Origin of the sequence: Acidovorax sp. NO-1 (genome assembly GCF_000238595.1) — a bacterium.
GTDB lineage: Bacteria > Pseudomonadota > Gammaproteobacteria > Burkholderiales > Burkholderiaceae_C > Acidovorax.
On sequence record NZ_AGTS01000078.1, the window covers coordinates 283246 to 304331 of the forward strand.

Consider the following 21086-nt stretch of genomic DNA (forward strand, 5'->3'; position numbering starts at 1 on the left):
TTCAATTTCCAGTCGCAACGCTTGCCGCACCCATACTTTTCTGCGCTTCGGCGGTTCTCATCAAACGAAAACGCAGATTAAAGGTCGAGACTCGACGCTGATCTCTCGGCGTGAGTGCGATGTTGCTCGCAACAATCTCTACCAATTCGGGTTTCGACAACCATGGGGTATTGTCAGTAAGATTCCGGAGCATCTCAGACACGCGCTCGTTAGATTGAGCGACGCCTTGCATCGCGATAACTTGCTCCGTCTGTTTGATGCTGGTTACATATGCACCCTCAGGAATCTGCCGCACAAGTTCATTCAACAAGTGGACAGGAAGATTTCGATCGGACTGCAGGTCCTCCACAGCTTTTTGTCGCGCGCGCAAGGCGGCAATTTCATCTTCAATGGTGGCGATTTCCTTGATTTGCCCCTCCAGAACTTTTATCTCGCTCTGCAGAAACGCATTACGCTCCTGTTGATTGGTAATCATCATTTGAAACCACCAATAAACCGCACCAGCAATCGCCAAGCCCACAAGGAACGATGCGAACATCGTTGCCTGAAAAGCCTCTTTGCGACGTTTTCGCGCCGCTTCCCGATGGGGGAGTAAGTTGATGAGTATCACTGCAGGAACCTCCGCATGGCCAAGCCGCACGACGTCAGATACGAAGGAGCCTCACGTACCATTTTCTTCAACCGCACGGAACTTCCGATTTCCATCCCATCAAAGGGATTGACCGCGCTACATGCAAAGCCGGTTTGCTGGGTTACGGCCTCCGTTAGGCCAGGCAATGGTGCCGATCCACCCGCCAGCATGACGTGATCAACACGGTTGTGAGGGGTGCTTGTGAAGAAGAACTGCAATGCACGACCGATTTCCTGGGCCATACTGTCGACAAAAGGACGGAGAACGGCGGACTGATAATCTTCCGGCAGGTCGCCGTTTCTTTTTTTGCTCTCAGCTTCTTCAACGGAGAAGCCGTATTGTCGGACGATCAGTTGCGTCAGCTGGGCGCCGCCAAAAGCCTGATCCCGGTCATACAGCACTTCGTCATTCCGGATGACCTGCATGCTGGTAGTCAAAGCTCCCACTTCAAAGAGAGCAACCATCGCATCGACGCCCTTCTTTGGCAGCGCTTCTATAAGACGCCCGGCAGCCAAGCGTGATGCATGAGATTCGATGTCTACAACCACCGGCTTCAGGCCTGCTGCCTCAGCAAGCCCTTGGCGATCCTGAACCTTTTCGCGCCGGGACGCAGCTATCAGAACTTCCACGTCACCGGGCGCGTTTTTGCTGGGCCCAATGACACAAAAATCCAGACTCACTTCATCAAGGGAAAACGGGATATATTGGTTTGCTTCGGATTCAACCTGAACCTCCAGCTCCTGCTCCGTCATGCCGCCGGGCAGCGTGATCTTCTTGGTGATGACTGCTGACGGAGGCAATGCCAAGGCAACGTTTTTGGTACGCGTGCCGCTTTTCTTAACGACGCGGCGCAGGGCATCGGCGACTTCGTCGAATTTTTCGATGTTGCCGTCCGTGATCCAACCACGTTCCAGCGGTTCGATCGCACAACGCTCCAACACCAAGCTGCCTGCCTTATCGCGCCCGAGCTCCACCAGCTTCACGCTGGAAGAGCTGATGTCGATTCCCAGCAGCGGCGGAGACTGGCGACTGAACAAAGACCCCATTGAGCTCAAGATTGGTCCCCTGTAACTTGCCAAAATGAGGCAACAAAACTTAACACTTCACATGAATGCTATCAGTAAGATAGTTCTCCGGCAAAGATTTTTCCCCGCGTAACAATTGTGGAGCGTTGCCAAAAGCAGACGATTTTTAGGGTGTCTGTGGCACCGTTTGATGGCTTTGGAAGACCGTTCGGGTCCCTCCCGTCCGCAAGCCGAGCGATTTTCCGGTCGCCGCATCGAGAGATTTTTATAATGAGCGGTCTTACTCCGGAGCGATATGCCGCCCTCTTCACCCAAGCCTTCCGATCAGCGGGGATCAACACCTGCAACACCACGCCGCAATTGGCTGTTCTGGCTCGGGCGCGCAGTTCTTTGGTTAACGGGCATCACGGCTGCGGCAGCGGTTGCGCTGGCCTTGGCTGTGGCACTTGCCCTGTCAGTTGCCTACCCCAACCTGCCGGACATCTCTGATCTGGCGGACTATCGTCCCAAGCTGCCCTTGCGAATCTACTCGTCCGAGGGAGCGATGCTGGGGGAATTTGGCGAGGAACGACGCAACCTCACCCCCATCGGTGAGATCCCGAAAGTCATGAAAGACGCCGTCCTGGCCATTGAGGACGCGAGGTTCTTTCAACACGGAGGCGTGGACTACAAGGGCGTCATTCGCGCAGGACTCGCCAACCTGGGGAGAGTCAAAAGCCAGGGTGCTTCGACGATCACGATGCAAGTTGCGCGGAATGTGTATCTCTCATCCGAAAAAACATTTACTCGCAAAATTTACGAAGTCTTACTGACATTCAAGCTTGAGCATCTGCTGACAAAAGACCAGATTCTCGAGATTTATATGAACCAGATTTTTCTGGGTAACCGTGCTTACGGTTTTTCTGCAGCATCCGAAACTTATTTCGGCAAGCCGCTCAAATCTGTCACCGTCGCCGAGGCGGCGATGCTCGCGGGCCTTCCGAAGGCACCTTCCGCCTACAACCCGATCAGCAACCCCAAGCGCGCGCGCGCAAGGCAGCTTCACATCATCGAACGCATGGAGGAAAACGGATTCATCACCGCTGCACAGGCGGCACAGGCCAAGGACGAGGAACTCAAGATCCGTACCGGGCCTGACAACACCCGAGTCCATGCCGAGTACGTTGCCGAGATGGCACGCCAGCTGATTTTCGCCCAGTATGGCAATGAGGCGTACACCCGAGGGCTGAACGTATACACGACCCTCAACGCGGCGGAACAAGAGGTCGCGTACGTGGCGCTGCGCAAGGGCATCATGGATTACGAGCGTCGACAACAGTACCGCGGCCCGGAAAAGTTCGTGACCCTGCCCTCCACTCCCCAGGAGGTTGAAGACGCCATTGACGATGCCCTGGCCAACCACCCCGACAACGGAGACGTACTCTCAGCCGTAGTGCTGGAAGCGACGCCGCGCAAGATCGTCGCCGCCCGTGCCAATGGTGACACGCTCGAGATCACCGGTGACGGGCTCAAACCTGCCCAGTCGGGCCTGAGTGACAAGGCGCCCCCCAATATCAAGATTCGACGCGGTGCGGTGATCCGTGTGGTCAAGACGCCCAAGAATACCTGGGAGATCACGCAGCTCCCCGAGGTCGAAGGGGCATTTGTGGCGCTCGATCCACGCACCGGCGCCATCCGGGCCTTGGTGGGTGGCTTTGACTTTGACAAGAACAAGTTCAACCACGCTTCGCAGGCATGGCGCCAGCCGGGATCCAGCTTCAAGCCGTTCATCTACTCCGCGGCCCTGGAAAAAGGCTTTACCCCTGCGACGGTTGTCAACGATGCGCCTCTGTTTTTCGACGCTGGCGTCACCGGGGGGCAGCCCTGGGAACCCAAAAACTATGACGGCAAATACGACGGGCCCATGAGCGTGCGCACGGGGCTGGCGAAGTCGAAGAACATGATCTCGATCCGCATCTTGCAGGCCGTAGGCCCCAAGACCGGCCAGCAGTGGGTCTCCAAGTTTGGCTTCGACGCCGACAAACACCCCCCGTTCCTCACGATGGCGCTGGGCGCCGGATCGGTCACGCCACTGCAGCTTGCCACCGGCTATTCGGTGTTTGCCAATGGAGGCTACCGCGTCAACCCCTGGCTGATTGCCAAGGTGACCGATCACAAAGGACGTGTGATCTCGGAGATCACGCCACCTGTGCTCAGCGAACAACCGCGCGCCATTGATGCCCGCAACGCCTTCGTCATGAACAGTCTGCTGCAGGAGGTGACCCGCTCAGGCACTGCTGCGCGCGCGCAGGCCACATTGAAGCGGCCGGACCTGCATGGCAAGACCGGAACCACCAACGATTCGGTGGATGCGTGGTTTGCCGGATACCAGTCCACCATCGCGGCGGTGACCTGGATTGGCTATGACACGCCCCGCAACCTCGGTAGCCGCGAAACCGGTGGCGGCCTTAGCCTGCCGGTGTGGATCCACTTCATGGAGCGCGCCCTCAAGGGCGTACCGGTGAGTGAGCCCACTGTGCCGGCCGGGGTGGTCAATGTAGGTGGCGAATGGTTCTATGAGGAATACGCCCGCAACAGCGGGGTTTCCAGTCTGGGCCTGGACGACCGCTCGGCCCCTGCGGCCGTATCACCCTCCGCACCACCGCCGCCGGAAGAGAGAAGCCGCATTCTCGATCTGTTCAGAAATTAAGCGCTGTAGCGGGTGGCGCTCTGCGCACTTGGCCGCTCGCCCCGCCCCCACTCAGGCAACAAACTGCAGGGGTATGCCCGCCTGAACTGTGGCATCGCGGCTGAGGCAATCAAAGAACTCCCCGGCGCCTTTGGTGTCCTGCCACTGCTGTCCGTCAAAGCGGTAGTGATACCCGCCGGACCGCGCGGCCATCCAGACCTCGTGCAGCGGCTTTTGCAGATTGATCACGATCTGGCTGCGGTTGGGAAACGTCAACGTCACCATGCCCCCGGAACGCTGGGCATCCACGTCGGCATCGGTTGCGTCGTTGATGCGATCGCAACTGCGTTCGACGGCCAAAAGCAGTTTTTCTGCGTGATCCATGAATTCGAGGTCGGTCATTACAATTTGCGCATGTTGAAAGCTCCCCAAATTCTAGTCAGGACGGTTGTCCTTGCTGCCAGCGCGGCGGCATTTAACGGTTGCGGTCAACGGGGGCCTTTGTATTTGCCGGCAGGCCCAGAGGCCGCACAGCGCGCCACACTGCCGCAGACCCTGACACCGGGCGCCAAAACCGCCGACGCTCCTGCACCGGCATCCGCCACGGCTGCTTCGGTGGCACGCTGACACGTTGCGGTGGGCTGCATCGGGCCAGCAGCTGCACCAAACACCACTCGCTTGATTTCTATCAAGCAGAAAACGCAAGGGCAATCGTAGAGTCACTGCTTTATTGCTCTGCAGGATGGCCATGGCCCTGGAACTCTACCGAGACAAGAATCACGCTTGTCTGATGTTCACTGATCTCATCGAAGAAGACGGTCTGGCCGTACAGGCCAACCAGTTCCTGATTGTGGACGACGACACGGGCGCGATCATCGATCCCGGCGGCAACCTTGCCTTCAACGAACTGTTCATGGGAATGACCAAGCATTTCCCGCCGCACAAGCTGTCGTACCTGATCGCGTCACACGCGGATCCGGACATCATCGCCTCGCTGGACCGCTGGATGACCAGCACCAAGGCAGACCTCGTCATCTCCCGCGTGTGGGAGCGTTTCGCCCCCCATTTCACCAAGGTGGGCAAGACGGAAAACCGGGTCATCGGCGTGCCTGACAGCGGCGGCCACCTGCCCCTGGGCCGCCATGAGCTGGTGCTGCTGCCCGCACACTTCATGCATTCGGAAGGAAACTTCCATTTTTATGACCCCGTGAGCCGCATTCTCTTCACCGGTGATCTGGGGGTGTCCATGATGTCGGGCGCCGAAGCCCGCGTGCCCGTAACGGACCTGAAGGCCCACATCCCGCGCATGGAGGGTTTTCACCGGCGCTACATGGTTTCCAACAAGATCCTGCGCCTTTGGGTGCGGATGGCGCGACAGCTGGACATTTCCATGCTGGTACCGCAGCACGGAGCGCCGATCATGGGCAAGCAGGCCATCCAGGACTTTTTTGCGTGGATCGAGAACCTGATGTGCGGCATTGATCTTTTCGACGACCGGGCCTACCAGGTGCCGACGGCCCACATTGACCCCGTCACGCGCCAGATGCGTCCCGCCCTGCGCGCAGTCAACGCCTGAAATAAGCATCAAAACAGGCCCCAGCGCTTACCCATCAAGCGCTAACAGCTATTATTTTAATAGCAGTTCTGATTGCAGTCACTGGGACGCGGAACGCGCTGCAAGCACCGGCAGACGGCGAAGCCGCTGCCATGCGCGCCAGCCCAGCAGGGCGCCGAGGATGGCGGCATACACAGCCACTTCCTCAAAATCGTTCTTGCCGGCACGCATCCAGAAGAAATGCAGCAGCGCCAGGCCAGCCACCGCATACACACTGCGGTGCAGCGCCTGCCAGCGTTTGCCCCCCATTGCCTTGATGGCGCGGTTGAATGAGGTCGCGGCAAGCACCCCCAGCAGCAGCAGCGCCAGCGAGCCCACCAGTATGAAGGGGCGTTTGATGATGTCGCGCACGATGTCGGCAACCACCAACCCCATGTCGAACCATGCGTAGCTCAGCAAGTGGAGCAGGCCGTAAAAGAAAACGAACAGGCCCAGCATTCGCCGAAAGCGCGCCAGTTGTGGTGTGGCCGTCAGCACGCGCAACGGCGTAACGGCCAGCACCAGACACAGGGCACGCAACGTCCAGTCGCCCGTCGCGCGGATCAATGCCTCTGCGGGATTGGCGCCCAAGGCGTTGAACAACGCGGCATATACCAGCCACGCCAGCGGCAGCAGACACAACACAAAGACCAGCGGTTTGGCCGCCGGATGGAGCAGGATTTTTCGCATGGCGATTGGGTTGCTTCACACCCAGTTCGGCGCGGGAGTGCGCGCAGCCGGGGGCGCCGACACCGCTCAGTAGAACTTCTTGAGGTCCATGCCGGCGTAAAGTTGCCCCACCTGGGCTTCATATCCGTTGAACATCAGTGTCTTGCGCTTCTTGGCAAACAGGCCGTCCTCACCGATGCGTCGCTCGGTGGCCTGGCTCCAGCGGGGGTGGTCCACCTCGGGGTTCACGTTGGAGTAAAAGCCGTACTCCTGCCGTGCCGCCTTGTTCCACGCCGTGCCGGGCTCTTTTTCGACAAAACGGATCTTGACGATGCTCTTGGCGCTTTTGAAGCCGTACTTCCACGGCACCACCAGGCGCACGGGCGCGCCGTTCTGGTTGGGCAGCACCTCGCCATACATGCCAAAGGCCAGCAAGGTCAGCGGGTGCATGGCTTCGTCCATGCGCAGACCTTCCACGTAGGGCCAGTCCAGCACGCGCGAGCCCACGTAGGGCATGGTGGCCTTGTCGGCCAGCGTCACAAATTCGACGTATTTGGCGCTGCCCTGGGGTTCCACGCGCTTGATCAGCTCGGCCAGCGAGTAGCCGACCCAGGGGATGACCATGGACCAGCCCTCCACACAGCGCAGGCGGTAGATACGTTCCTCCTGCGCGCTGAGCTTGATCAGGTCTTCGATGCCGTATTTGCCAGGCTTCTTGACCAGGCCCTCAACCTCCACCGTCCATGGCGTGGTCTTGAGCGTGTGCGCGTTGCGGGCAGGATCGGCCTTGTCGGTGCCAAACTCGTAGAAATTGTTGTAGGTGCTCGCGTCCTTGTAGTCGGTGAGCTTCTCCATCGACATCGCGCCAGCCACCGCAGATTTCGCCCCCGGCAGCGCCGCCAGCTTGCCGGGCCGCGGCACCGCCGCCTGCTGCGCAAGTGCCTCGCGCCCAGCCCATGCCGCCATGGCGGCACCCGCCGCACCGCCTGCCATCAGCCTGAGCATCTGGCGGCGGTCTTCGTAGACCGCACGCGGCGTGATTTCAGAGGAGTGTGGGTGGTTGAAACCCGAATCGCGCGATGGGATCAGCATAGGTGGCTCCGGTCATTCTGGTTGAAACAGCTGCAGCGGTAGAGCAGTACAACTGTGAGTTCGTTCCATAGACTCTTCAGGTTACACCGAAGACGCAATAGTTGCTGACCTGCGGCTGATCATCCGCGGCAGGGTTGCGGGCTCAGAGCGTGCCGTAGCTGTGCAGTCCACTCAGGAACATGTTGACACCCAGGAAGGCAAAAGTGGTAACCGCCAGACCCACCAGCGCCCACCACGCCGAGACCGTGCCACGCAGGCCCTTCATCAGGCGCATGTGCAGCCAGGCCGCATAGTTGAGCCAGACAATCAGCGCCCAGGTTTCCTTGGGGTCCCAGCTCCAGTAGCCACCCCAGGCTTCGGCGGCCCACAGCGCACCGAGCACCGTGGCGATGGTGAAGAACGCAAACCCCACCGCGATGGACTTGTACATCACATCGTCCAGAACCTCGAAGGACGGCAGCCGCTCGCCAATGCGCTTGCGTCCCATCAGGATGCCCGCCACGATCAGCGCGGAGATGCCGAAATACACCATCCAGTAGCTGCTGCCGCCATCGCTTGCGCCCTGGCGGAAGACGATGGGCTCGAAACAAAGCACCACGCCCAGCAACCACAGCGGGGCGAGCTTGTACCAGCGCGTCTCGGACGCCTGCTGCTTGACGAGGTAGGCAAACGCCACCATCGCAGCCAGGGCAAAGGTGCCATAACCGATGAAATTGGCGGGCACGTGCAGCTTCATCCACCAGCTTTTCAGGGCCGGTACCAGCGGCTGAATCTCGTGGGCCTCGCGCACCACGGTGTACCACAGCAGAAAACCCACGGCCGCGCTGACCACCAGCATCACAAACCCACCCAGCGCACGCGTGTCGTACTGCTGTTCGTAATACAGGTAGAAGGCTGCCGTCATCCAGCAGAACATCACGAAAACTTCATACAGGTTGCTCACCGGGATGTGGCCGATGTCCGGGCCGATGAGGTAACTCTCGTACCAGCGCACCAGCGTGCCGATGAGCGCCATGGCCACCGCCACCCAGGCAATGCGCGAACCGATCAGGCTCATGGTGCGGCCTTCGCCACGAGAAAACATGCCGATCCAGTAGAACGCGGTGCTCATGAAGAACAGCATGCTCATCCACAGAATGGCGGACTGGCTTGACAAAAAGTACTTGAGGCCGAACACCGTGTCGGCCCGCGCAAGGCTGCCCGCACCGTCCTGCTGGTACAGACCGATGGCCAGCAGCGCCGCGGCCGCCACGATGAGCAGCAGGGCCCGCAACGGGCGCCAGAACCAGCAAAGCCAGATGGTGCAGGGAATGGTGCCGAGCAGAATGCCCTTTTCATACACATCCATGAAGCTGCCGTAGCGCTGCAGCGCATACAGCCCGCCCACCACCACGATGGCCGCAAACAGCCAGTCGAACCAGTTGCGCCGGGCAAAAAAACCCTCGTTCAGCGTGATGGTGGTGGGGGTGGTTGACGTGGTAGTGGCGGTGTTCATGCTTTGCCTTCGCGGGGCGCTGCCCCGATCAATTTCCGTGCGAGCTCTACAAACTCCTGGTCGCCGTCCATGGTCTTGCGGTTGGTGGAAAGCGCCATGGTGGCGTGCGTGCGGCCCTCCTGCGGCGCGAGCCAGACCCAGACGCGCCGCTCGCGCACATAGAGCATCGCGAAAATGCCCAGGATGAGCAAGGCGCAGCCCAGATAAACAATGTTTCTGCCAGGGGCACGTGCCACCTGGAACACGCTGGCCTGCACCTGCGTGAAATCCTTGAGCTCGAACGCCAGCGGCGCGGGGTAAATCTGAGCGTCGCTGAGCGACAGCACGGCCTGGGTCATGAAACCCTGGGTCTGGTCGTCCTGCGGCAAAGGTGGCAGCCCCGCACGCTGGCGCGAGAGCTGGGCTACCTCGAACAGGGTGCCGTTCAGAATGCGCACCAGCACCTCGCCAGCACGCTCACGTTCGGCCTCGGGCACGTTGGCCTCCATGAAGTCAGACACCGCCTGCAGCCCGCCAGTCGGCTTGCCATCCACCATGCCCTGGCCCGCGAACAGGGCCAGCGCACGCGACGCAGACTGCTGCAACTGCTCGGCCAGGTCGGGCCGCGACGGCTCGATCGCCTGCGAGACATAGCGGCGCACGGCCGCTTCGCGCGACGCGGGATCGGCCAGCAGGGCCTTCATGCCCAGAAAGCCGTCCATGCTGCCTTTGTCATCCGCAGGCACGCGCAGGTAGCGAAACGGCTCGGAAGGCGTCTCCCGCACGCCGAGCAAAAACACGGGCACGCCGTCGCCCGTGTCGACCGGCAGCATGTAGTTGTGAAACTCGCGCGCCTGGCCGGCCGCGTCGCGCAGCTTGTAGCTCACGCTGGGGCCCACGTTGCGGAGTTCCTTTTTGGTGACCGTCTTGTTGGCAGCCCCCAGGCGCGACTCGACGGACTGGCGCAGGTCCACCTTGCGCACGTCTGCGCCGGAACTGCTGGCGCCTGCGTCTGCAAAGTTCTCCACATTGATGGTGCGCAGCGCCGTGAACTCCAGCGTCAGCGTATCGCTGCCCGGCCCACCGCCGTTGTTGGTGAGCTGGGTCGAGTTGCCCACCACGCCTTCCACATCGATGAATCTGGCGCCCGGCACCATGGGCACGCCGCGCAGCTTGAGGTGCGAGCCGCCATCGTCAAAGCTCGACTGGTAGATCTCGATGCCTTTGTAGCTTGCCGGGTGGTTCACCTCCACGCGGGCAGGCGTCTTCTCGCCCGTGGCCTTGTCGTGGATGATGATTTCGCTGGCAAACAGCTTGGGCATGCCGGTGGAGTAATGCTCCACGATGAACTTCTTGAGCTCGATAGCAAACGGCAGGTCCTGCAGCAGCACACCGTCGGACTGGTTGAGGATGGCGGTGCTGGACTGAGTGCCCTCGGCCACCAGCAGGTTGCCGCGGAAGGTGGGGTTGCGTTCGGACAGGCGGTGTTCGGGCTTCACATCGGCAATCAGCCCGCCGCCGGTGTAGACGGACTTGCCACCGAGCAGCATCTGCGCACGCACGATGAGATCGCCATCCAGCAGTCCGCCCACGCACACCAGCACGATGGCGCTGTGGGCCGCGATGTAACCGAGCTTGTTGGCTGCGCCCGCCTTGGCCGCCACCATCCAGCCGGTGCCGGGGCCGGCCGCGGTGTCCCGCTGCTGCAGGCGCACCTTCCAGCCGCCACCCGCCATCATCGTGCCGATGCGGCGCGCCTCGGCCTCAGCGCTCAGGGGCAGTTCGGCCTCGGCCTTGTGGTGGAACGCCTTGAGGCTCTGCTCGCGGATGTTTTCCTTATAGGCCTTGAGGTCGACCAGGATCTTGGGGGTGTTGCGGGCAATGCACAGCGAGGTGCTGATCACCAGGAACGCCAGAATCAGCAAAAACCACCAGGCGCTGTACACCGCATTGAGCTGGATGGCGGCGAACAGTTCGGCCCAGAAGGGGCCAAACTGGTTGACGTAATTGACGGCAGGTTCGTGCTGCTTGAGCACCGTACCAATGACCGAGGCGATGCAGATGACCGTCAGCAGCGAAATGGCAAACCGCATCGACGACAGCAGTTCGATCGCGGCGCGCCACGCCTGGGAACCAGACTGGACACGAAGGCCTTGGGTGTTGTCGGACATGGATGAGGTCGGCAGCGGAGCACGAAAAAAAAAGGGCGGGACCATCTGTGCGATGGGCCCGCCCGTTTTGGGTTTGTTATTGGCGGTAGGTTCCATGCGGCCCGCCTCACGGGCCGCTTTTGACACGAAAGGATCAGCGCAGACCGGCGATGTAGTCGGATACGGCCTTGATTTCCTTGTCGTTCAGCTTGGCGGCCACCTGGGTCATCTGCGCGCTGTTGCCGCGCGATCCGTCGCGGAACATGACCAGCTGGGCTGCCGTGTAGTCGGCGTGCTGGCCCGACAGGCGGGGGTACTGCGCCGGAATGCCGGCACCGTTGGGGCTGTGGCAGCCAGCACAGGCCGCAATCTGGCGGTCAGCGATGCCGCCGCGGTAAATGCGCTCGCCCAGCGTGACAAGGTCCTTGTCCTTGGCGAAACCGGGCTTGGCCGCCTTGGAGGCCACCCAGTACGAAATGTTCTTCATGTCGTCATCGGTGAGGGCCATGGCAAAGCCCTTCATGACGGCGTTGTTGCGCTTGCCCGACTTGAACTCCTGCAGTTGCTTGACCAGGTATTCAGGGTGCTGCTGCGACAACTTGGGGTTGGCAGCGATGGCCGAGTTGCCATCGGCGCCGTGGCAGGCGGCACACACTGCGGTGTAGCTGGCCTCGCCCTTGACGAGATCCGGTTTGGCCGCCTTGGGAGGCACCGCAGGAGTTTCACCCGCTGCGTAGGCCGAGAAAACAGGTGCTGCCAGTACGGCAGCCGTCAGCAAAGAGGCGAGCAACTTCATATCGAGGGTCTGTGTTGAGGTGCGCAAAACCTCGCGATTCTACAATGACGGTTCTTTCTCTCCCAAACCTCCATGACGACACCCTCTTCCGCGCCAGTTGCTGGCTCCCTTCCGCCCGCACCCGACGCCAAGACCGCCATGGGCTGGATGCACACCGCCAAGTTCTTGACCACGGCGGCGCAACTGCACCACCTGCCTCCCATCGACGTGCCGGAGATTGCCTTTGTGGGCCGCTCCAACGCGGGCAAGTCCACCTGCATCAACACGCTCACCCAGCAAAAACAGCTGGCTTTTGCCTCCAAGAAGCCCGGCCGCACCCAGCACATCAACCTGTTCTCGCTGGGCAAGCAGGGCGTGATGGACGCGGTGCTGGCCGACCTGCCCGGCTACGGCTACGCGGCCGTGTCGCGCTCGGACAAGGTGCGCTGGCAGCAGGTGATGGTGAACTACCTGGTCAGCCGCCCGGGGCTGACCGGCATCGTGCTGCTGTGCGACCCCCGCCTGGGCCTGACCGAGCTCGATGAGGCGCTGCTCGAAGTGGTGCGCCCCCGTGTGGAAGAAGGCCTCAAGTTCCTCATCGTGCTGACCAAGGCCGACAAGCTCACGCGGGCCGAGCAGGCCAAGGTGCTGTCGATTACGCGACTGAATGCCGGCGGCGGAGAGGTGAAGATGTTCTCGGCCCTCAAGAAACAAGGCGTGGACGAGGTGGCACAGCTGCTGTGGCAATGGGCGCACCCGGTAAAAGCCCCTGCCGATGCCGATGCCGATGGCGACCCGGCACCCGCAGATGCATCCCCGCCGCCCGATTGTTCTGAGGATATTGAGTCAAATTAGCCCCCAGCGCTTATCCATCAAGCGCTAACAGCTATCAAATGCGTAGCGCCATGATCCAAGACCGCGTTGTCTCCCTGCCCCACGGCACCACCCTGCACTGCCGTACAAGCGGCGTGGCAGGCCGCCCCGTGCTGCTGTTTCTGCACGGGTTCCCCGAGGGCGCGTTCATCTGGGACGAGCAGCTAGCGCACTTTGCCCGCCCCGAGAACGGCGGCTACCACTGCGTGGCACCCTATTTGCGCGGGTTTGGCCCGTCCAGCAGCCCGGCCGAGGTCGATGCCTACCGCGCCAGGCATCTGGTGCAGGACCTGGCCGCGCTGATAGCCCACGAATGCCCTGGTGGCGCTCTGGAATGCCTGGTGGCGCACGACTGGGGCGGCGCCGTGGCCTGGAACCTGGCCAACCAGCAGCCGCAGCGGATGAAGCGGCTGGCCATCATCAATTCCCCCCATCCGGGTGCCTTTGTGCGCGAGCTGTCTCATAACGCCGCGCAACAGGCAGGCAGCCAGTACATGCACTTTTTGTGCAGGCCCGACGCCGAGGCCCTGCTGGCCGAGGACGACTTCCGCCGCCTGTTCGCCTTTTTCAACGCCCCCGACGGCAGCGTCCCCGCATGGCTGACCGACAGCGTACGCGCCCAGTACCGCGCCCTGTGGCAGCAGGGCCTGACCGGCGCCTGCAACTACTACCGCGCCAGCCCCCTGCGCCCACCCCGCGATGGAGACCCGGGCGCGCAGGCCATCACCCTGCCCGAGTCGATGTTGACGGTGGATATGCCCACACTGGTGCTCTGGGGCATGGACGACCCCGCCCTGTTGCCCGGTCTGCTCGACGGCCTGCCGGGCTGGGTGCCGCAGTTGCAATTGCGGCAGGTAGAGCAGGCATCGCACTGGATCGTGCACGAGCACCCTGAGCGCGTGGCCCAGGATTTGCAGCGGTTTTTGCAATCAAAATTATAGCTAGTAGCGCCTGCCAAATAAGCGCTAGCAGCCATTTCGACCTGAATTTTCAGCCGTAAACGGACGGCTCGCCTTCGGGCCGTGTCTTGAAGCGCTTGTGCACCCAGTAGTACTGCTCGGGCATGGTGTCGATCACGGCCTGCAGTTCGCGGTTCATGCGGGCGGTGTCGGCCTCGGCATCGTCGGTGGGGTAGTTGGCCCAGGCGGGGGAAACCTCGGCCACGTAACCGGTGGGCGTCATGCGCGAATACACGCCCACCACCTTGGCACGGCCCAGCCGCGCAAAACGCGACAGCGAGGGGATGGTGGCTGCCGTCACGCCATAGAACGGCACAAACACCGAATCGTTGCGCCCGTAGTCCATGTCGGGCAGCAGGTACAGCAGGCCACCCTTGCGCAGGTTGGCAATGATGGGTTTGACACCATCGGCGCGGTTGAGCATGCGCACGTCGCCGAAACGCTGGCGCCCGGCCATGAACCAGGCGTCCACCGCCGGATCGGGATGGGTGGCAAAGATGGACGTGAACGCACGGCTGCTGCGCAGCGGCAAGGCCAGGCCACCCGCGTCCATGCCATAGAAATGCGGCGCAAACAAAATGGTGGGCGTGTCGCCTTCCAGCTCGTGCACCGCGCCCGTCAAGCGCACGCGCTGCTCCACCACCGCACGCGGCGCGGCCCACAGCCAGCTGCGGTCCAGCCAGGTCTGGCAGAACGCGACAAAGCTGGCCCGCGCCACGGCGCGGCGGCGCGCTTCGGTCCAGTCTGGAAAACACAGCGCCAGATTGCGCAGCGCCACCTTGCGCCGGGGCACCACCAGCACAAACGCCACCTGCCCCAACAGCCAGCCCATGCCGCGCAGCACCGGCAGCGGCAGCAACGCCAGCACCCGCATGAACCACACACCCAGCCGGCCCGTCATGCTGCGGCCCCCGCTGCCGGAGCGGCCTCGCCCCGCGGCTGCTTGTAGCGGCCATAGCCCCACAGATATTGATCGGGGCATTGGCGGATGAGATGCTCCATGCCCTGGTTGATCTGCAGCACGGCCTGGCCCATGTCGGCGGACAGCGGCGCAGCGAGCGGCTCGTAATACGTGACGTAGCCGCGCCCCCACGGCAGGCGCTCACAACGCGCCAGCACCACGGCCGCACCGGTCTGCTGCGCCAGGCGCGCAGCCAGCGTCATGGTGTACGCGTCGCGCCCAAAAAAAGGTGCCCACTGGCCCTGCCCCTCAGGCGGCACCTGGTCAGGCAGCAGGCCCACGGCCTCACCGCGGCGCAGCGCCTTGATCATCTGGCGCACACCGGCCAGCGTGGTGGGCACGGCCAGCATGCCGGGGCGGTTGCGCGCGGTCTCCATCACCTTGGCCAGCCAGGCCTGGCGCGCCGGGCGGTAGAGCACGGTGATGGGTCCGCGCTCCGCGCCCCAGCGGCGCGCAGTGGCCTGGGCCGAGAGTTCAAAGCACCCCAGGTGCGGGGTGAGAAAGACGATGCCGCGGCCAGCGGCATACGCCTGCTCCACGCAGGCTTCGCCCGTGAGGGCACAGGGCATGGCGGCGCCCAGCCACAGGCGCGGCAGCTCGGCCACCATGCGGCCGGCGTGGGCCACGGCGGCACGCACATCGCCGAACCCGTACCCAGCACGCGCCGAGTTGGCGAGGAACCGGCGCCGGTACGTGGGAGATGCGACAAACGCCACCCAGCCCATGGCAGCACCCATGCCATGCAGCAACCACAGTGGAAATACGGAAAAGAATCGGAAGACGACTGGCATTAAAATGACGGGGTCGCTGAGTTAAATGAGCAACTTGCAGGGCGACGTTAAAAAAATCTGCTAAAGCGTTCGCCAGATCTCCTTCGGGGTGAGGGCAACGCCCCAAATGCCGGAACACAGGAGTTTATTCAAATGGCGAACGACTTTCTCTTTACCTCGGAATCCGTCTCCGAAGGCCACCCCGACAAGGTGGCCGACCAGATCTCGGACGCGATTCTCGACGCGATCTTCAAACAGGATCCCCGCTCGCGTGTTGCCGCTGAAACGCTGACCAACACAGGCCTGGTGGTGCTGGCGGGCGAAATCACCACCAACGCCCACGTGGACTACATCCAGGTGGCGCGCGACACCATCAAGCGCATCGGCTACGACAACACCGACTACGGCATCGACTACAAGGGCTGCGCCGTGCTCGTGGCCTACGACAAGCAGTCCAACGACATCGCTCAGGGCGTGGACCACGCGAGTGACGACCACCTGAACACTGGCGCTGGCGACCAGGGCCTGATGTTTGGCTACGCCTGCGACGAAACGCCCGAGCTGATGCCCGCGCCCATCTACTACGCGCACCGCCTGGTCGAGCGCCAGGCCCAGCTGCGCAAGGACGGCCGCCTGCCCTTCCTGCGCCCCGATGCCAAGTCGCAAGTCACCATGCGCTATGTGGATGGCAAGCCCCACAGCATCGACACCGTGGTGCTCTCCACCCAGCACCACCCCGACCAGAGCGAAACGCAGACCAGGATGAAGGCCTCGTTCACCGAAGCCATCATCGAAGAGATCATCAAGCCCGTGCTGCCTTCGGCCTGGCTGCAGAACACGCGCTTCCTGATCAACCCCACGGGCCGTTTCGTCATCGGCGGCCCGCAAGGCGACTGTGGCCTGACCGGCCGCAAGATCATCGTGGACACCTACGGCGGCGCCTGCCCCCACGGCGGCGGCGCGTTCAGCGGCAAGGACCCAACGAAGGTGGACCGCTCGGCCGCCTACGCTGCCCGCTACGTGGCCAAGAACATCGTGGCTGCCGGCTTGGCGCGCCAGTGCCAGATCCAGGTGGCCTACGCCATCGGCGTGGCCGAGCCGATGAACATCACTGTCTACACCGAAGGCACGGGCGTGGTGTCGGACGAGCGTCTGGCAGCGCTGGTGCGTGAGCATTTCGACCTGCGCCCCAAGGGCATCATCCAGATGCTGGACCTGCTGCGTCCCATCTATGAAAAGACCGCAGCCTACGGCCACTTTGGCCGCGAAGAACCCGAGTTCAGCTGGGAGAAGACCGATAAAGCTGCGGCGCTTCGCGCAGCAGCCGGGCTGTAAAGCCCGCCGCGCTATAGCGCGGTTTTCGGTCTTCGGGCGCAGTTCATATCGCGGCAGCGATGTGAGCGGACACCAAAAGACCCGCAACGCTGTAGTAACTCCAAGCCGCAACGCCAACGCATTGCGGCTTGTCTATTAGCGCTGCACCACCGCTCGCCAGCGGCCCTCTCCTACACCCACCGCCCGCCCGCACTGACGGCGTTGGCGGCAGCCTCCCGGTATCGTGCCTGCACACCCTTTCGCAGCCCTGCGCTGCCTGCCTTTTCACTGCAAGGAGCGACCATCATGCTGAAGTACGCCATCATTTTTGCCCTCATCTCCCTGGTGGCTGGTGCCCTGGGTTTCAGCGGCGTGGCTGCGGGGGCCGCTGGCATTGCCAAGGTGCTGTTCGTGCTGTTCGTGCTGTTCCTGGTGATCGCTGTCGTGTTCGTGGTACTGGCCGTGCTGGGGATCGGCGCTGCGCGCAAGGCTCTCAAGTGAGGCCCGGCGCCCTGCCGAACAACCCGACCTGGAAAACCCCATGACACGCAACATTTTTGAAGCCCTGCGCGAAAGCCACGAGCAGCAGCGCGCCCTGTACTCGGCGTTGACGAACACCAGCGGTGACACGCCTGAACGTCGTGAGCTGTTTGAACAGCTCAAGACCGAGCTGGCGGCCCACGCGCTGGCCGAGGACCGCCACTTCTACGTGCCCCTGATCGCTCATGACGCTGGCGTGGACCTGTCGCGCCATGCCATTGCGGAACACCATGAGATCGACGAGCTGGTGGAATCGCTGGAGGAGACCGAGCCCTCCAGCCCTGCCTGGTTGCCACTGGCAAGAAAGCTGGCCGACAAGGTCGAGCACCACCTGAAAGAGGAAGAACACAAGTTCTTCCAGATGGCGGGCAAGCTACTCACGGAAAAACAGAAAACCGCCTTGGCAGTTAGCTACCAGGCGGATTACGAAGAGGCCAAGACCACCACGGCCTGAGCCCTTGCCCGCTACGCCCTCCAGGCTGTCACCGGGTCGTGCAGGGGCTGATGAGCGCGATGGCCTTCAAACCGGTTCTTCCGCCTGCACCACGCAGTTGCGGCCGCTGGACTTGGCCTTGTAGAGCGCCGTGTCGGCACGCTTGATGAGCGCGTGGCTGTCTTCCTTGTGGTCCCACGTCGCCACGCCAAAACTGGCGCTGACATGGCCCACGGCATCGAATGGCACGGTGGCGATACGCGCGCGCACCGCTTCGGCCATGGCCATGGCGGCATCCACCGGGGTTTCCTTGAGCAGGATGATGAACTCCTCGCCCCCAAAGCGCGCCGCGCAGTCCGACGACCGCAGCAGCTCGCGCACGCGCAGCGCCGTGCTCTTGAGCACCACGTCGCCCGAGTCATGGCCAAAGGTGTCGTTGATGCGTTTGAAGAAGTCGATATCGAACATCACCACCGACAGGCTGCCCTTCTTGATGCGCGTGTCGGCCATCTCGGTCTCCAGCCGCTCAAAGAACCGCCGGCGGTTGACGAGGTCGGTCAGGAAGTCCTTGGTGGCCAGGTCTTCCAGTTTGCGGTTGAGCCGCGCCATGGGCTCGATCACCAGCGAGGACAGCGACAGGTTGAGCACGACAAACAGCAGCACAAAGCTGCCGATCAGCGCCGTCATGACGGTGTTGAAGGTTTGGCGCGCCTTCTCCAGCGGGAAGTACATCGGCACCTTCACCACCTGGATGCCCACGGTCTCGTTCATGCGCCATCCAAAGCCGTTCTTGTCGCCATAGACCTTGAGCATGGACGCAGGCGCCGCCTCCGGCGTGCTGTGGCAGGCCAGGCACTGGGCCTGCTTGATGGTGATGGGGCGGGCCACATACAGGGCGCGATGCATGCCCTCGCCCACTTCGCCGGTTACCTCCTTCTTGAGGTCCACCCGCCCCTCGCGGAAGTCGCCGATGATGCGCTCCTCCCACTCGTTGGCACGGTCGCGCAGGTTGGTGGGATTGAGCACCGCCTCCTTGTATTCGTATCCGGGGAACCGGCTTTGCAGGCGGCGCAGCGTCTCCGTCGCTGCGTAGGCGGGCACGGTCTGCGGAAGGAATTTCTCCCCCAGCGTCACATCGAGGTGCGGCTTGACGAGTTCGGTGGTGTAGTCCCGGATGGCCATGGCCGCGTGCATCATGATCTGCGAGTTGTGCTGCACCTCCTCGATGGCCGATTGCTGCAGGAAACGGTGCACGTAAAGCCCCGCACCCGTGGCCGCCGCGATCAGCACGGCCGCCAGCACCAGTTGAATTTGAGCCGCAAAGACATGGATCTCCCTCAGGTGCCAGTGACGACCTGGCCTGTTATGGGCGGTGCAGCAGCGGCGGCCATTGTGGTCAGCCCTGCGCGCAACCCTGTTGGTGGTACACAAAGTTTGCGTTTGTGCCAGATTTCGGCGCGCCGGTCCAATACTTTGTGCCCGGGTCTTCCCTACAGGCCGCGCGCACTCAGCGACAGACGCTGCCGGAAGGCCGGGCGCACGCGGTACAGCTGCGCAGGCCGGTGGGCCCCCCCGCTGTGCAACGCGCCGGGCACGGCCTCCAGCATGGCCAGCTCTTCCACCTTGCGGCGAAAGCTCACCTTGTTGAGCGGCTCGCCCAGCACGGCCTCGTACACGGCCTGCAGTTGCGGCAAGGTGAATGGCTCGGCGCACAGGTGCACGGGCATGGACGAATACTGGCTTTTGCTGCGCACCCGCGCCACGGCGGCATCGACCATGGCGCGGTGGTCAAACGGCAGTGCCGGCAGCTCGGCCACAGGCACCAGGGTGAGCGGCGCCGCGGCCAGCAGCTCGGGCGGCACCAGCGCACAGTAGGCCACCGCCAGCGACCAGCCCCGCGGGTCACGCACCGGGCCGGAGAACGTAGCCAGCTGCTCGAGGTAGGGGCTTTGCAAACCGGCCTTTTCGCGCAGCACACGGGCGGCGCTCGCCTGGGCGTCGGCATCTTCTCCGGTATGGATGTAGCCCCCGGGCAGGGCCAGCGCTCCGGCAAACGGGGCCCGCTCGCGCCGCAGCAGCGCCACCTGCAGCGCGCCGTGCTGCAGGGTGAGCAGCACCACGTCCACAGTACAGATGGGAGAGCGGGCGAGTGTGTCTGACATTGCCGGTAGTTTGTCACACCGCTGTACGAACACCAACGACGCTGAAACAAGCCAACACAAATTTGCGATTTAGTTAGTTCATTTTTTTACTAACAGGTCTACACTGGTGACACTGCAAAGGAGAACGTCCATGGCCCGCAACATTCAGCTTCTGGTGATCGACCCGCAAAACGACTTCTGCGACTTGCCAGCCGCGTGGCAGCCCACCAACCCCCTCACCGGCGCGCGCACCGCCCCCAGCCTGCCCGTGGCTGGCGCCCATGCCGACATGCAGCGCGTGGCCGCCTTCATCCGCCATCACGCGGCCAGCATCGACCACATCACGGTCACGCTCGACTCACACCAGCGCATCGACATTGCCCATCCGGGGTTCTGGCAGCAGGCCGATGGCGGAACGGTCGCGCCGTTCACACCCATCACCGCCGAGCAGGTGCGCACAGGTGCATTCGCACCGCGCCACCCTGCGCACCTGCCACGCACGCTGGCCTACATGGACGCGCTGGAGGCGCGCGGGCGCTACACACTGATGGTCTGGCCCGTGCACTGCGAAATTGGCAGCTGGGGCCATGGCGTGCATGCCGAGGTGCTGGCCGCGTGTGGCGACTGGCAGTTGCAACGCCAGCGCGCCGTGCACAACGTGTTCAAGGGCACCAACCCCTGGACCGAGCACTACAGCGCCATCGAGGCCGAGGTGGTGGAAGCCGGCGACCCCGACACCGCGCTCAACACCCGCCTGCTGGCCGCCCTCGAGACTGCCGACCTGTTGCTCATTGCCGGCGAAGCCAGCAGCCACTGCGTGCGCGCCACCACCGAGCACATCCTGCAGCACCTGCCCCGCCTCAAGGCGGGGGCGCGGCCGGACCACATCGTGCTGCTGACCGACTGCATGAGCCCCGTGGGCGGGTTCGAGGCGCAGCACCAGGCGTTTCTGGACAGCATGCGCGCACAGGGCGTGCGGCTTGAAAAAATCGGTCAAATAGGCCTCTAGCGCTTATC

21 protein-coding genes are annotated in these 21086 nt (G+C 62.8%); 9 read left to right on the top strand and 12 right to left on the bottom strand.

What is annotated here, in order from left to right:
• Position 1 precedes the first annotated feature (1 nt).
• Positions 2-610 carry a PilN domain-containing protein gene (locus KYG_RS12240; RefSeq protein WP_034694275.1) on the bottom strand — a complete coding sequence of 203 codons (609 nt, stop codon included), beginning with the start codon at positions 608-610 and terminating at the stop codon, positions 2-4.
• Positions 607-1686, bottom strand: a complete 1080-nt coding sequence (locus KYG_RS12245; protein WP_008905216.1) for a pilus assembly protein PilM — start codon at positions 1684-1686, stop codon at positions 607-609. Before KYG_RS12245 ends, KYG_RS12240 begins: the two co-directional genes overlap by 4 nt.
• Positions 1687-1951: 265 nt before the next feature.
• Here KYG_RS12245 and KYG_RS12250 point away from each other — a divergent pair, with 265 nt between their 5' ends.
• Entirely contained in the window at positions 1952-4345 is a 2394-nt protein-coding gene (locus KYG_RS12250) for a penicillin-binding protein 1A (RefSeq protein ID WP_034694278.1), read from the top strand.
• A 51-nt stretch (positions 4346-4396) separates the two neighbouring features.
• Here the strand turns inward: KYG_RS12250 and cyaY are convergent, their stop codons facing one another.
• Positions 4397-4726 (bottom strand): iron donor protein CyaY, encoded by a 330-nt coding sequence (gene cyaY / locus KYG_RS12255; protein WP_008905218.1) that lies wholly within the window; start codon positions 4724-4726, stop codon positions 4397-4399.
• Between the two features lie 12 nt (positions 4727-4738).
• Between cyaY and KYG_RS12260 the strand changes: the two genes are divergently transcribed.
• Positions 4739-4951, top strand: coding sequence for a lipoprotein (locus KYG_RS12260; protein WP_034694280.1), 213 nt, complete (start codon positions 4739-4741; stop codon positions 4949-4951).
• Positions 4952-5072: 121 nt separating this feature from the next.
• A complete protein-coding gene (locus KYG_RS12265; protein ID WP_034694384.1) occupies positions 5073-5900 on the top strand; it encodes an MBL fold metallo-hydrolase in 828 nt (275 codons plus the stop codon).
• A gap of 78 nt (positions 5901-5978) precedes the next feature.
• On the opposite strand, the gene KYG_RS12270 is transcribed toward KYG_RS12265, so the two are convergent.
• The 5 genes from KYG_RS12270 to KYG_RS12290 form a co-directional block, all read right to left on the bottom strand.
• Positions 5979-6608, bottom strand: coding sequence for a sulfite oxidase heme-binding subunit YedZ (locus KYG_RS12270; protein WP_008905220.1), 630 nt, complete (start codon positions 6606-6608; stop codon positions 5979-5981).
• A 66-nt stretch (positions 6609-6674) separates the two neighbouring features.
• Positions 6675-7679 carry a protein-methionine-sulfoxide reductase catalytic subunit MsrP gene (msrP, locus tag KYG_RS12275; protein WP_008905221.1) on the bottom strand — a complete coding sequence of 335 codons (1005 nt, stop codon included), beginning with the start codon at positions 7677-7679 and terminating at the stop codon, positions 6675-6677.
• Between the two features lie 142 nt (positions 7680-7821).
• Positions 7822-9174 (bottom strand): c-type cytochrome biogenesis protein CcsB, encoded by a 1353-nt coding sequence (gene ccsB / locus KYG_RS12280; RefSeq protein WP_008905222.1) that lies wholly within the window; start codon positions 9172-9174, stop codon positions 7822-7824.
• Positions 9171-11324, bottom strand: a complete 2154-nt coding sequence (locus tag KYG_RS12285; protein WP_034694386.1) for a cytochrome c biogenesis protein ResB — start codon at positions 11322-11324, stop codon at positions 9171-9173. The genes ccsB and KYG_RS12285 overlap by 4 nt, the downstream gene beginning before the upstream one ends.
• A 133-nt stretch (positions 11325-11457) precedes the next feature.
• The gene (locus KYG_RS12290; protein ID WP_008905224.1) at positions 11458-12099 is read right to left on the bottom strand and encodes a c-type cytochrome; all 642 of its coding nucleotides are present in this window, start codon (positions 12097-12099) and stop codon (positions 11458-11460) included.
• Positions 12100-12171: 72 nt separating this feature from the next.
• Between KYG_RS12290 and yihA the strand changes: the two genes are divergently transcribed.
• A complete protein-coding gene (gene yihA, locus KYG_RS12295) occupies positions 12172-12933 on the top strand; it encodes a ribosome biogenesis GTP-binding protein YihA/YsxC (protein ID WP_034694283.1) in 762 nt (253 codons plus the stop codon).
• Positions 12934-12983: 50 nt separating this feature from the next.
• Entirely contained in the window at positions 12984-13892 is a 909-nt protein-coding gene (locus KYG_RS12300) for an alpha/beta fold hydrolase (protein WP_008905226.1), read from the top strand.
• A 49-nt stretch (positions 13893-13941) separates the two neighbouring features.
• On the opposite strand, the gene KYG_RS12305 is transcribed toward KYG_RS12300, so the two are convergent.
• Both KYG_RS12305 and KYG_RS12310 read right to left on the bottom strand, forming a co-directional pair.
• On the bottom strand, positions 13942-14811 hold the full coding sequence (locus tag KYG_RS12305; RefSeq protein ID WP_008905227.1) for a lysophospholipid acyltransferase family protein: 870 nt from the start codon (positions 14809-14811) through the stop codon (positions 13942-13944).
• Entirely contained in the window at positions 14808-15662 is an 855-nt protein-coding gene (locus tag KYG_RS12310) for a lysophospholipid acyltransferase family protein (protein WP_034694285.1), read from the bottom strand. Before KYG_RS12310 ends, KYG_RS12305 begins: the two co-directional genes overlap by 4 nt.
• A gap of 132 nt (positions 15663-15794) precedes the next feature.
• Between KYG_RS12310 and metK the strand changes: the two genes are divergently transcribed.
• The 3 genes from metK (at position 15795) to KYG_RS12325 (ending at position 17949) form a co-directional block, all read left to right on the top strand.
• Positions 15795-16976 (top strand): methionine adenosyltransferase, encoded by a 1182-nt coding sequence (metK, locus tag KYG_RS12315; protein ID WP_008905229.1) that lies wholly within the window; start codon positions 15795-15797, stop codon positions 16974-16976.
• Positions 16977-17261: 285 nt separating this feature from the next.
• On the top strand, positions 17262-17456 hold the full coding sequence (locus KYG_RS12320) for a DUF1328 family protein (RefSeq protein WP_008905230.1): 195 nt from the start codon (positions 17262-17264) through the stop codon (positions 17454-17456).
• A 40-nt stretch (positions 17457-17496) separates the two neighbouring features.
• Positions 17497-17949, top strand: a complete 453-nt coding sequence (locus tag KYG_RS12325) for a hemerythrin domain-containing protein (RefSeq protein WP_008905231.1) — start codon at positions 17497-17499, stop codon at positions 17947-17949.
• A gap of 66 nt (positions 17950-18015) precedes the next feature.
• On the opposite strand, the gene KYG_RS12330 is transcribed toward KYG_RS12325, so the two are convergent.
• Both KYG_RS12330 and KYG_RS12335 read right to left on the bottom strand, forming a co-directional pair.
• Entirely contained in the window at positions 18016-19230 is a 1215-nt protein-coding gene (locus KYG_RS12330; protein ID WP_008905232.1) for a diguanylate cyclase, read from the bottom strand.
• Positions 19231-19418: 188 nt separating this feature from the next.
• Positions 19419-20090, bottom strand: a complete 672-nt coding sequence (locus KYG_RS12335; RefSeq protein WP_034694287.1) for an NUDIX domain-containing protein — start codon at positions 20088-20090, stop codon at positions 19419-19421.
• 130 nt (positions 20091-20220) lie between these two features.
• Between KYG_RS12335 and KYG_RS12340 the strand changes: the two genes are divergently transcribed.
• Complete coding sequence (locus KYG_RS12340) at positions 20221-21078, top strand: cysteine hydrolase (protein WP_008905234.1); 858 nt, start codon at positions 20221-20223, stop codon at positions 21076-21078.
• The last annotated feature ends 8 nt before the right edge of the window (positions 21079-21086 follow it).